Below are 12,701 nucleotides of genomic sequence, written 5' to 3'. Positions count from 1 at the left end.
AATAAAATGAAGATTGGAAACGTAGAATTAAAAAATGCAATCGCCCTTGCGCCGATGGCAGGTGTGACGGATCTGCCGTTTCGTCTGCTCTGTAAGGAGCAGGGATGTGGTTTGATGTACACGGAGATGGTCAGCGCGAAGGCGCTTCTTTATAAGAACCGCAATACAAAGCCGTTATTAGAGACGCGGCCGGAAGAAGAGCCGGTTGCGGTGCAGCTGTTTGGCTCAGATCCGGAGATTATGAGCGAGATGGCGCTGCAGCTGGAGGAAGGACCGTATGCCATCATCGACGTCAACATGGGTTGTCCAGTGCCAAAGATTGTCAATAACGGCGAAGGTTCGGCACTGATGAAGGATCCGAAGCTGGCAGAGCAGATTTTGACGGCGATGGTAAAGAAACTTCATAAACCGGTTACGGTCAAATTCCGCAAGGGATTTAATGATTCGAATATCAATGCGGTTGAGTTTGCGAAGATGGCAGAGAGCTGCGGCGTGGCGGCGGTAGCCGTGCATGGACGGACGAGAGAGCAGTATTATTCCGGAAAGGCGGACTGGGACATTATCCGTCAGGTCAAAGAGGCGGTTTCAATCCCGGTCTTGGGAAACGGTGATGTATTTACACCGGAAGATGCCAAGAGAATGAAGGAAGAAACCGGCTGCGACGGCATCATGGTGGCGCGCGGCGCGAAAGGAAATCCATGGTTGTTTAAACGGATTCTCCACTATCTGGAAACCGGAGAACTTCTGCCGCCGCCGACTGCGGAGGAAGTAAAGAGGATGATTGTCCGCCATGGGACGCTTCAGACGGAATTTCGCGGCGAGGAGATCGCAATGCGGGAGATGCGTAAGCACGTGGCATGGTATACGGCAGGATTTCCACATTCGTCGGCGCTTCGCAATGATATAAACCAGGTGGAGACGCTGGAGGAGCTGGAACGGCTGGTGGATGAGAGAATTTAAGAGAAGGATGAATGTGTGGAATCAAAACGATGGTTGTGTTACATGGGTGGACGAAATCGGAAGGCACAGAAAAAGCACGAAAATGTAGGATTTTCCCTTGTTTTTAAAGCCATTATGGCACTTTGTGATTCTTGACATTACACCAAGAATCATGTATAATAGTGCGATGCAATTATTAGGGGATTCAATGATGAATCGATAGAAGGAAGGATAGCTGTCATGGCAGAAAAGAAGAACATTTTAACTTACACAGGATTGAAAAAGTATGAAGATGAACTTCATGATCTGAAAGTAAATAAACGCCAGGAGATCGCACAGAAGATCAAAGAGGCGAGAGAGCAGGGCGACCTGTCTGAGAACGCTGAGTATGATGCAGCAAAAGATGAACAGAGAGACATCGAGGCAAGAATCGTAGACCTTGAGAAACTGTTGAAAAACGCAGAGGTTGTTGTTGAGGATGAGATCGATCTGGATAAGATCAGCATCGGATGCCAGGTAAAGGTACTGGATGTCGAAGAGGATGAAGAGATGGAATTTAAGATCGTAGGTTCCACCGAGGCAAACAGCTTAGATGGTAAGATCTCCAACGAGTCTCCGGTTGGTCGTGCCCTGCTTGGCAAGAAAGCTGGCGAGACCGTAGACGTAGAGACACAGGCGGGCGTTATCCAGTACAAGATCCTGGACATCCAGCGAGTATCATAAAGAGACGAAGGAGTGAAAGAGAAAGTGGCAGAGCAGAATCAGCAGAATAAGAACGAAGAGAAGGACTTAAATCAGTTATTAAAGGTGCGCCGCGAGAAACTGAAAGACCTTCAGGACAACGGAAAGGATCCGTTCCAGATTACAAAATTTGATGTAACTGCACACAGCAGCGAGATCAAGGATAACTTTGAGCAGATGGATGGCAAAGAGGTTACGATCGCAGGACGTATGATGTCCAAACGTGTGATGGGTAAGGCATCTTTCTGCAATGTGCAGGATTTAAAGGGCAATATCCAGTCTTATGTTGCCAGAGACAGCGTAGGCGAAGAGGCTTATAAAGATTTCAAGAAGATGGATATCGGTGATATTGTCGGAATCAAAGGTACCGTATTCCGCACCAAGATGGGAGAGATCTCCGTTCACGCAGAGTCCATCGTACTGCTGTCCAAGAGTCTGCAGATTCTGCCGGAGAAATTTCACGGACTGACCAACACGGATATCCGTTATCGTCAGAGATATGTGGATCTCATCATGAATCCGGAAGTAAAAGACACTTTTGTAAAACGTTCTCAGATCCTCAAGGAGATCCGCAATTTCCTGGATGGACGCGGATTTATGGAAGTGGAGACCCCGATGTTGGTAGCTAATGCCGGCGGTGCGGCTGCACGTCCGTTTGAGACCCATTACAATGCACTGGATGAGGATGTAAAACTCCGTATTTCTCTGGAACTCTACTTAAAGAGACTGATCGTAGGCGGCTTAGAGCGTGTTTACGAGATCGGCCGTGTATTCCGTAATGAGGGTGTAGATACCCGTCACAACCCGGAATTTACCCTGATGGAGCTGTATCAGGCATATACCGATTATGAGGGCATGATGGAGCTGACCGAGAGCATGTTCCGCTATCTGGCTGAGAAAGTCTGCGGAAGTTCTGTCATCAGCTATAACGGCACTGTGATTGATATGTCCAAGCCGTTCGAGCGCATCACCATGATCGATGCAGTTAAGAAATACTCCGGCGTTGACTTCAACACTGTTAAAACTGACGAGGAAGCAAAGGCAATCGCAAGAGAGCACAATGTTGTATTTGAGGAGCGCCATAAGAAGGGTGATATCATCAACCTGTTCTTCGAGGAGTTCTGCGAGGAGAAGATGATTCAGCCGACCTTCGTTATGGATCACCCGGTTGAGGTATCTCCGCTGACCAAAAGAAAACCGTCCAATCCGGAGCTGGTTGAGCGCTTCGAGATGTATATCTACGGCCGCGAGATGTGTAACGCATACTCTGAGTTAAATGATCCGATCGATCAGAGAGAACGTTTCAAAGCACAGGAAGAGGCTTTTGCTGCTGGCGATGAGGAAGCAAATCATACGGATGAAGACTTCCTGAATGCACTGGAGATCGGTATGCCGCCGACAGGTGGTATCGGATACGGTATCGACCGTCTGGTTATGCTGCTGACCGATTCCCAGGCAATCCGTGACGTACTGCTGTTCCCGACGATGAAGTCACTGGACGCTGATAAGAAAGCTTCCAAGACTTCCGAAGCAGCTCCGGCAGAGGCTGAAAAACCGGTTGAAAAGATTGATTTTTCTAAGGTAAAAGTCGAGCCATTGTTTGAAGAAATGGTTGATTTTGATACATTCAGCAAGTCAGATTTCCGTGCAGTAAAGGTTAAAGAGTGCGTTGCAGTACCGAAGTCAAAGAAGCTGTTACAGTTTACTCTTGATGACGGAACAGGCACAGACAGAACCATTTTAAGCGGTATTCACGCTTATTATGAGCCAGAAGAGTTAGTTGGAAAGACACTGATTGCAATCACAAATCTGCCACCAAGAGCCATGATGGGAATTGATTCTTGTGGAATGTTACTTAGTGCAATCCATGAGGAAGAGGGCGAAGAAAAACTTCATCTTCTGATGGTTGATAACCATATTCCGGCAGGTGCAAAGCTCTATTAAGATGAGAAACTGAGCCTTGCGGCGGTGTGCGCTTGCGAACACCGACATAAGGCGAAAAACGCATGGAGACGCCAGTCGATGTGATGTAAAGATGTACCGTTTTACCGAATAGACGGGACGTACTTCATTTGATAAAAAACTAAAAAAACAGCGATTTACATCAAACTTACATCAATTGATGCAGAAATCGGTGCAAGCAAGAAAAAATCGCATAATTAGTGCAATGAGTGGGCAATTCCAATCGGAGTTGCCCATTTTTAAAACAAACAGAAATACAAATCGGAAGTTGGAGGATACACGCATGAAAATTGTAATCATTAATGGAAGTGCCAGAAAAGGAAATACGCTGGCAGCAATCAATGCATTTATAAAAGGAGCGTCAGAAAAGAATAAAATTGAAATCATTGAACCCGACAAACTCAACATTGCACCATGCAAGGGATGTGGTGTCTGTCAATGCTCTAAGGGATGCGTCGACAAGGATGATACAAATTCTACAATTGATAAAATTGCTGCCGCAGATATGATTCTTTTTGCTACACCAGTTTATTGGTGGGGAATGTCAGCACAATTGAAACTTATCATTGATAAGTGCTACTGCCGTGGATTGCAGTTAAAAAACAAAAAAGTTGGCACAATTGTTGTAGGTGGTTCTCCCGTAGGCAGTATCCAGTATGAGCTGATTGATAAGCAGTTTGACTGTATGGCAAAATATCTTTCATGGGATATGCTTTTCAAAAAATCATATTACGCAACAGCCAGAGATGAACTTGAAAAAAATAAGGATTCCATGAACGAACTTGAGTGGATCGGAAAAAATTTATAAAGCACACACCAAATTCCAGTTTGCCAACTTGCCCTTTGAGAGAGGAGAAATCCTTTTCTCAAAGGGCTTTTTCTATTTATACAGATATTCGCAAACTACAAGATAAAGCCAAAACTTCATATACTCTAAGCACAAGGAGGTTGAGGTTTGGCTATGAACAACAGTTTAGCAGAAGTACACCCGGAGCTTGTTTCGGAGTGGTCGGAGAAGAACTTACCGCTTACACCTGATACTTAAATGAAGAAGAACGAAGCCCAGTGATACAATCACTCATTGCACTGAAGAACAATTTAGCAGCTCAGGGACGATACACCGATGCAGTAGATGATGTTCTATGTAAGGTGCTTGAAGCAAAGAAAAAGAAATTGAAAATTGAATACATTTAGAACGTGTTTTGTCGTCTGTTTCCTAACCGGAGCAGGCGGCTTTTTTTATTTCGAAAAATTTTTTGAAAAATTTTTTGAAAAGCAGCGATTTTGGGTGTGCATTTCATACCCCTTTGTCCAAATGAGTGAAGTCCTTCAGGAAGCAGGTGGACAGTTAGAGCGTTCTGAAATTAGAGACAGAATTAGTGAGTTAGATGAGCATATTGCTGAATTTGAACAGAAACTATATACATCTAATAAAACAGGAAATCAGTACAAAAAATTTGATTTTAAGTTTAATTTTGCTATTAAAGAGCTTAGTTATGTCGGACTCATCTGCCACCTGCCGTCTGCCGGTGCATGAATACTTTCAAGTATCAGGAGTAAGTAAAAGTAGATTGACAGATAATATAGAAAAGCGTATTATAATAATAAGAGGTGGGATTTCCCACACAAATGCTTGCGTAGGAGGTGTTGGTAATGGAAGCGATGAAAGATTATGTTGCCCATCTGGATAACAAAAAAAGAATTACGCTCAGAGGAGCTGCTTATCAGTATTACAATGTAAAAGAATACGGAAATGGCTGCATTATTCTGGAACCTCGGGAACTGGCAGTGCCAGAGAGCATTTCAGCCAGAACTCTGGCAGATATGGATCGTGCAGTAAGTAACTTTAAGAGAGGCGATGTTTCCCCGGCTATTGACCTGTCAGATTTTTAAAAGGAATAAGAGATGAATTTTAATATATGAATGGGAATTCCTGAAATGCAGGAACTTTGGTTAGATCTGCAGGAGAAATATCGTTCCGGTAATATAAAAAAGAAGGAAGAACAGTTGTATAAAAAATGGGGAAAGGCTTTAAAGCTGTTGTCGGCTGATCCGGGTTATCCGAGTCTTCAAACCCATGAAATAGAGCCATTATCCAGACGTTATGGAATGAAAGTGTGGCAATCATATCTGGAAAATAAAACCAGTGGCGCAATGAGAATGTACTGGGTTTATGGACCAGACCAGAAAGATATTACAATTATCGGACTGGAACCACATCCGGAAGATAAGAAAAATGGCGCATACGACCGAAGTTCACTGTCGGATTTGTAGAATAAAACTGAATATGGAACTAAAATACGAGCAGTTAGTCTATGAAAAATAGGTTAGCTGCTTTTTTCATGCAAAAAGGTGAATCACAGAGACGTTCAGACGGAAGATATGTATATACTTATACGGATCCTCTCGGAAGACGTAAATATGTTTATGCACAAGACCTTGTAACGCTTCGGGAAAAAGAAGCACAGCTCATGAAAGATCAGATGGACGGTCTGGATATATAATCTAACGTATTATCCGGTAGGAGAAGACCGGGCATCGGAAAATCACATTTCAACGCCGAAAACAGAAGCCGGAATGCGTACGATTCCCATGTTGGATACAGTGAAAGATGCTTTTGAAATGATCTGGGAAGAGCAGAAAGAAAATGGCTGGACAGATGCAGAGATTGATGGGATGACAGGCTTTGTTTTCTGTAACCGTTATGGAAATATAATGAATGCCCAGTCAGTTAATCGGGCAATCAAGAGAATCTCATCTGCTTATAACGCAACAGAAGAAATAGAGGCAAAAAAGAGCACCGGGAGCCGGTGCTCTTGCCGGATTTTTCAGCGCACAGCTTGAGACACACATTTTGCACAAGGCTTTGTGAAAGAGAAACGAACCTGAAAATAATCCAGTCGATCATGGGGCATAAGGATATTCAGACCACTGTGGATATCTATGCAGAAGCGACAGAGAAGAAAAAACAGGAAACATTTGAACATTTGGCTGCAACAATGGATGTATTTTAAGAAGGGCTTATGAACCCTTTCATCTGACAACAGAAATAACCAAATGAGATCAAATTGACAACAGATATGATTTTACAATGATTCATCATGAATGGTAATGAAGAGAAGACAATTTAATAGAAATAGCACAGCGAAGCATCACGAAGGGTAATGAAGAAAAATTAAAAAAATTCCCGACGATGAAGAGTTTGGAGAAATAAAATGCCGAAAACAGGGCGTTTTCAAGCAATTTAAGAGGCTTAAATTTGTATTTTACGACAGAGTTACGACAAATGATGAGCCATGATATAGTAAAAAATATTTCTAAACTTAAAAAACAGGTTGCTAAATTCAGAGAAACTGTATATACTAAAGATAGAAGTAAATGTTTGCCGCTTGCTGATGGTGCGGGGTATAAATAATTCAGTTCGTAAATGAAGCCACTTGCTATACAGGTGGGATAAAAATAGTATAGTTTGTAAATGTTCCCCATCAGTGAATGCTGATGGGGAATTTTATCACATAGGAAAGGTTATTTATGGAGATACAACAGGGATATTCGTATCATATCAAGGATGAATTTTTTGACTTGGTTCAGGATAAATATTTGATGAGTAATAAGGAACAGGGGAACTATCGTCCTCATTACTATGCAATTCAGGATAGAAAAAATCCAAAATTGTATTGGATGATACCAATTAGCTCACAAGCTGAGAAATACAAGGAAATCGTTGAAAAGAAAAAGAAACGATATGGTAAATGCAATACGATAGTGATTGGATTATTTGCAGGGAAAGAAAATGCTTTTTTGATACAGAATACATTTCCTGTTATTGAAAAATATTTTGACCATGTTCATACGATTCAGGAACAGCCTGTAACGATACATAAAAAGTTGGATAAGGTACTTGTTGAAAATCTGAATGAAGTACTGGCTATGTATAATCGTGGAATAAAATTGACTTTTACGGATATTAAAGCGATTAGGAATATTATGGAAGAAGAACTTGGAAAATAGAGAGGACACCATTGCTTATGCAAATGTAAGTAATGGTGTCCTTTTGTATGAGCAATGTTTATAAACCCACTGTAATTCCAACAAGAAAGGATTCCTCACCGGGAACAAGATCAAGATCACCGCCATGGCTTTCAATGATTTTTCGGACAGAGGAAAGCCCGATTCCATGATCAGCAGATGTACCCTTTCGGGAGAGGAATGTTTTTCCCTCTTGCAAGGTCAGACCGTCGTAAGTGTTTTCAATCTTCAAAAAGTACATATTGCCTCTGGTTTCGCCTGCAATGAAAACGCGGCGCACCCCTTGCTTTTGGCGGCTGCACGCCTCAACGGCATTGTCCAAAAGATTGCCCAGCACCGTACACAGTTCCACATCGGTAAGCGGCATCTGATCGGGAAGATCGAGCCGCACCTGAAATTCTGTCCCTTGTGTCTGCGCCATGCCGTAGTAGTATTCAATCAGTGCATTTACGACGGGATTTTTGCAGAACTGGGCAGGGGAGTGACCCGATGATGCAGCAACCTGTTCCTCTACCTGTAACAGGAAGGAGCAGATCTCCGTCTGCCCACGTTCAGAGGCCATGCGGTCTATGGTGCGCAGATGGTGTTTGATGTCGTGGATCAGCCTTCTGTTTTCTGCCGCTGCTTCAGAAACCTGACGGCTGTATTCGGTCTGCATAGAAAGCTGACGGATGACCTGCTTGCGTTCTTCCTGGAAAATCAGGCTGTTTCCATATCCTTCTATCACATCGCGCCAGAGGGAATAACCGATGGCTGCTGCTATGAAAAAGCTGCCCCATTCCAAAAACCAACCGCCGATAACCGGCTCATAAACCGGCAGAAGGCGATCCCATATAAAGGCGCAGGTTGCGGCTGCCGCAGCATAGAAGATCGGCCTGCTCCGTTTTTCTCCTCTGTGAATGGCAAGCACAGCGATGATAAGCAGATAGAGCGCAGATGCCGCCTTATAACAAAAGACCGATGCAGAGAAAAAGCGAATGGCTCCAAGGGAGAGATGGGAAGCCATCATGCCATACACAAACGCATATACCAGAAAAGCAGCGCCCACCCCATTACTGATGGCCGCAGGCAGGAAGCCCGGTCTGCATATCCGGTTTTGCAGAACTACGATCAGCCAGGTAACCAGATAGATACAGAACAGTTCAATCGTGTACCAGGGGAATACGGGAACCGCAGCCAGCATATGAAGCACAGGATAGGATGACAGGCCGCACATGGCAAGGCAGATCAGTCCGAACAGGAATGTATTTTTCTGTTTCATCCGGCGGCTGAAATAAAAGGACAGCAGCGCACAGACAAAGGTAACTGTACAGCTGAACAGGCAGAATGCAAACCGGATTCCTCTGGTTGTATTGACCGCCAGCATCGTTCCGAAAGCAGGCGGATAGACAATTCCTCCGTAAAAGTGGTCATAGTTGCTGACCGCTATGGTGAGTGTGACCGGTTTTCCGCCATGAAAAGTGACCATGCGGTTTTGAACCAATGGTGTCCCCTGTGCCGGTTCCCCCATTTGCAGGATCAGGTCATGATCCAGATAAAGGTTGTAAGCAGAAAACACTTCTGGGATTTCCAGCGCATATGTTTCCTTCCGTTCCGGCAGAAAGAATGTCATCTGATAAGTCCCGCAGCCATAGGGAGAAGGTTTTGCAGGGCTGGAGAAATTGGTCTGCTCTCCGATGGAAAGGTAGCGCATATAATGGCTTTCATCCCGTATTTCTTCCGGGGTCAAAAGCGCGTCAGGATAAAATGCCCAGCCGGATACCAGAAAGCGCACCGGTGACTTTTGAAGTTCTTCCTCAGAAAGCGCCAGAATCCCATTTGCCGCCTGGATTGTGTTCTGGCTATATTTATTATTGAACTGATACAGGCCAAGAAAAAACAGGGATGAGCACAGGCAGACCATACATAAGGCAGCATATTTTTTTACCGCAGAAGATACCATCTTATTTTCGCCTCCTCCTTAGGAAAAACACACCGGCAGACAGAAGAAGCAGACAGGTCGGAATCAAAAGGAGTATGGGCGACCGGCTATGCTCTGTGTCGGCGGCCTGTGCCAGGGAAACGGCATCTTCCTTTCCCACAATGGTGTATGCCCCTGTATGGCTGATCTGAAAGGAGACGGCTTTTGCCGCATCGTCATAACCGGTTATGGGAATTTCCACGCCGCTTTCATCACAGAGGAACCATGTGCCGGCTGCCGGGTCATTTGGACAGGGCAGCATGACAGAAACATCCGGCAGGGAGCTGAGCGCAGTTCCATTGATGGAAAACGAAAAAGAAAAACCGCCGTCCGTATCCTTTTGGATGATGACTTCAATCTGATCTTCGTTTTGGATGCCCTCCGGCAAGGCGTCTTTTGGTATGTTGATAGTGATTCCCTGTTTGGAAAAGACGGCTCTTTGCTCCCCTGTTTGCAGCATCATCAAAAAGCGCGTGCCGGAAATCCGGTCGGTGGTTTCATCGAAGAACTCTGAAAAATCAGGGCTTTTGGAATCCGCATCTTCCTCTGTATCACCGTTTGCCTGTTCCGATGGGAAATCGTCTTTATCTATATCTATGGAATCATCCTTTCCCTCCCAGGATGGCTCGGAAGACTTGTGGGATGGTTCATGATCCGCAGGATCATTTTCTTCACTGACAGGTGGTGTTTTTTCAGAATCGTTGGAATCCACTCTGCCGCCATTTGTTGCAGGCGGTTTTGGAGGCTTTGTGGAGGGCCTGTCTGCGAAACCGTCATCCTGATCGTCGGTATCTTCAGGAGGCGGTTGAATGATGGTATCGGGAGGATTTCCGCCTGCATCCCCTCCATCCCGGTCGCCTTCATGATACCCTTCAAGGACAATTCCATCTGCGTAGGTAAAGGACAGGATGCCGGTCTGTCCGCCGTCATAATCCACCTGAAGGCGGTAACTGCTGCCCGGCATCAGCAGACGGGTAGCAATCGAGAGCATTTCCTGACCCACATAAACGCCACTTTCCAGGCGGTTCCATGAACCGTTGTTTTCGGACAGCCATACGCTGATCTCATCCAGTTCCCCCGGCGGTGTGACCCAGGGAAAATGAAGGTTTCCTCTGGCGGACAGAAAGCAGTTAATGTCCGGTCTGCCTGGAGCCTGTACAGAAACAGGAATTGAGATTTCAGGGAAAGCAATTCCCTTTGCAAACGCAGTATTTGCTGGTGCGGTCAGCTTTCCAATGGCATGGTACAGTCCCACAGTATTCAGATCAATACCAGAAAAATCCCATTCCACCACAGCGGTGTAGCTGGTTCCATTTTCCGCATAGCATTCCAGATAGTAAGGGGAAAAGGCAAACAAATTTTCCAGCGTTTCGGTTTCGCTGTCCTGTTGAACCGCAAACGCGTCCGTATAAGGATACCATTGCTCTATGGAGGTAATGACAGCAGGCGGCATTTCTTCCACCCGGACGGAAATCTGAAGCTCCTGCAAGACAGCTTCACCAAAGGCATACCCCTCTGGCAGTTCAATCCGGCCTGCTGCGGTATATTCGCCTGGAGTGGTCTGGTCAATGGCCGAAAAATCCCATGCGACAGAAAATGTTTCCTGCCGGATTTCTTCACCTGCTGTTACAGTGGCGCAGACGGTTTGATACCGAAGGGCCAGCTGATAAATTTCCTCCAGGTCATCATCAGACGGTGTGGTTCTAAGGGGCAGGGTGAAATCTGGCAGGGAGAGCAGTTCGTCTTCCTTTTGTATTTCTGTGACAAGGACGAGGGATACTTCTTCCGATGCTTCCGGGGTTTTGCTCTCCAGTGTCCCCGGAGCTTCGCTTTCTAAATCCGGCAAAATCTCCCTTCTTTCATCGGCATTGGATGGGGTTGCAGTTTCGGCGGCAAATGCTGGGATACTGCAGGTGAAGCAGAGGAGACAGGCCAGACAGCCCTCCAGAATACGCCTGTGCATTTGCTTCATTCTCATATGATACCCCCCATTCCAGAGAAAACATATTGACGGTAGGTTTCCCGCAGCTGTTTTCCATTGCGGAGGGCAATCGGAAGTTCCTCCCCGTTTATCAAACGGAAGGTCTGACTGTCAACCTGGCTGATGTAATCCATGTTGATTAAAATGCCCCGGTAGCAGGGCAAAAAACGCTTGTCCTTCTGCAATGCGGCAGTAACCTCCTGAAAGCCTCCGCTTACCGGTATCACGCGTTCCGCCGTATGAATCCGTGTCATACGGTTTTGATAATCTATGTATAGAATCTTTTCTGTGGGAAGTTCCAGCTTTTGACGGTCAGCCATAACCGAAAGTGTCATCACTTCATAGGGCGGTTTTAGCTGGCACAGCTCCATCGCTTCTTCAAAATCTGCCTGATGGAGCGAAAGCGGCTTCAGCAGATAATAGCTGGCGGACAGGCTGTACCCCATCCGGGCATAATCTTCTGTAATGGTCAGAAAAACGATCTTACAAAGCCTGTTTTTCTGGCGCAGCCTTCTGGCGGCCTCTATTCCATCCATGTTCTCCATATAGATGTCCATAAAGACAAGCTGAAAATTGACCTGGGCGGCAGCTTTCAGAAAATTCTCTCCGTCCTCAAATTCTGTCAGCGTATAGTCCAGCTGATGCTTTTTCATATAATTTTCCAGGCAGGCAGACAGTTTTGCTCTGTCCTCTGCTCTGTCATCCACAATCGCAATCTGCATCGTGCCATCTCCTTTGCACAATAATCCAATATTAGTATAACATAAAACCGCAGGAAAAAACTTGCGTCTTAAACAGGAAACCTGCGTCTTAAACAAAGTCGGTTGCATTTCCCTTGACAAGATGCTACTCTAATTATACTACCAGACTTTCCGATGAGAAGGTCTGGTTTTTTTATGTGACAGGAAATTCCGAAGAATTCCCTGTCACATAAAAAAGGCACTAACGTGCCAAAGATGCGCACTTGCGCGAAGATGTAGATTGTCGCAAGCGACCGCGCAAGGCGCAAGAATGTGCCAAGGCACATTCTCAGACTGTAGACAAAGCCCTGCTTTTGCAGGGTTTTGCTATTGTTGGAACCGCTTTTCT

The 12,701-nt window shown here is 45.3% G+C and carries 12 protein-coding genes and 1 pseudogene; 10 read left to right on the top strand and 3 right to left on the bottom strand.

Features of this window, described 5'->3' with window-relative positions:
* The first annotated feature begins 6 nt into the window (after window positions 1-6).
* The 10 genes and pseudogenes from dusB (at window position 7) to DW931_RS03465 (ending at window position 7,653) form a co-directional block, all read left to right on the top strand.
* Window positions 7-960, top strand: coding sequence for a tRNA dihydrouridine synthase DusB (gene dusB, locus DW931_RS03510; protein ID WP_118482265.1), 954 nt, complete (start codon window positions 7-9; stop codon window positions 958-960).
* Window positions 961-1,179: 219 nt separating this feature from the next.
* Complete coding sequence (gene greA, locus DW931_RS03505) at window positions 1,180-1,662, top strand: transcription elongation factor GreA (RefSeq protein WP_107001044.1); 483 nt, start codon at window positions 1,180-1,182, stop codon at window positions 1,660-1,662.
* Window positions 1,663-1,686: 24 nt separating this feature from the next.
* Entirely contained in the window at window positions 1,687-3,624 is a 1,938-nt protein-coding gene (gene lysS, locus DW931_RS03500; protein ID WP_118482271.1) for a lysine--tRNA ligase, read from the top strand.
* A gap of 301 nt (window positions 3,625-3,925) precedes the next feature.
* A complete protein-coding gene (locus tag DW931_RS03495) occupies window positions 3,926-4,450 on the top strand; it encodes a flavodoxin family protein (RefSeq protein ID WP_055176454.1) in 525 nt (174 codons plus the stop codon).
* A gap of 372 nt (window positions 4,451-4,822) precedes the next feature.
* On the top strand, window positions 4,823-5,179 hold the full coding sequence (locus tag DW931_RS16175) for a winged helix-turn-helix domain-containing protein (protein ID WP_243015324.1): 357 nt from the start codon (window positions 4,823-4,825) through the stop codon (window positions 5,177-5,179).
* A 116-nt stretch (window positions 5,180-5,295) separates the two neighbouring features.
* Window positions 5,296-5,535, top strand: a complete 240-nt coding sequence (locus tag DW931_RS03480) for a hypothetical protein (protein ID WP_005609451.1) — start codon at window positions 5,296-5,298, stop codon at window positions 5,533-5,535.
* Window positions 5,536-5,565: 30 nt separating this feature from the next.
* Window positions 5,566-5,916 carry a hypothetical protein gene (locus DW931_RS03475; RefSeq protein ID WP_118471998.1) on the top strand — a complete coding sequence of 117 codons (351 nt, stop codon included), beginning with the start codon at window positions 5,566-5,568 and terminating at the stop codon, window positions 5,914-5,916.
* Between the two features lie 41 nt (window positions 5,917-5,957).
* Window positions 5,958-6,656, top strand: a pseudogene (locus tag DW931_RS03470) (site-specific integrase).
* A gap of 245 nt (window positions 6,657-6,901) precedes the next feature.
* Window positions 6,902-7,057: a hypothetical protein gene (locus DW931_RS15850; RefSeq protein WP_182426611.1), complete on the top strand. Its 156-nt coding sequence runs from the start codon at window positions 6,902-6,904 to the stop codon at window positions 7,055-7,057.
* A 116-nt stretch (window positions 7,058-7,173) separates the two neighbouring features.
* Complete coding sequence (locus tag DW931_RS03465; protein ID WP_118482267.1) at window positions 7,174-7,653, top strand: hypothetical protein; 480 nt, start codon at window positions 7,174-7,176, stop codon at window positions 7,651-7,653.
* A gap of 58 nt (window positions 7,654-7,711) precedes the next feature.
* On the opposite strand, the gene DW931_RS03460 is transcribed toward DW931_RS03465, so the two are convergent.
* From DW931_RS03460 to DW931_RS03450, 3 genes are read right to left on the bottom strand one after another with little or no spacing between them, the layout of a single operon-like run.
* Window positions 7,712-9,613, bottom strand: coding sequence for a GHKL domain-containing protein (locus tag DW931_RS03460; protein ID WP_118482268.1), 1,902 nt, complete (start codon window positions 9,611-9,613; stop codon window positions 7,712-7,714).
* 1 nt (window position 9,614) lies between these two features.
* Window positions 9,615-11,609: a hypothetical protein gene (locus tag DW931_RS03455; protein ID WP_118482269.1), complete on the bottom strand. Its 1,995-nt coding sequence runs from the start codon at window positions 11,607-11,609 to the stop codon at window positions 9,615-9,617.
* Window positions 11,606-12,334, bottom strand: coding sequence for a LytTR family DNA-binding domain-containing protein (locus DW931_RS03450; protein WP_182429157.1), 729 nt, complete (start codon window positions 12,332-12,334; stop codon window positions 11,606-11,608). Before DW931_RS03450 ends, DW931_RS03455 begins: the two co-directional genes overlap by 4 nt.
* Between the last annotated feature and the right edge of the window lie 367 nt (window positions 12,335-12,701).

It is taken from the genome of Clostridium sp. AM43-3BH, assembly GCF_003479985.1.
GTDB lineage: Bacteria > Bacillota > Clostridia > Lachnospirales > Lachnospiraceae > Otoolea > Otoolea fessa.
The sequence above is the reverse complement of the archived record's forward strand: the minus strand, read 5'-3'. Positions and strand labels throughout refer to the sequence as shown.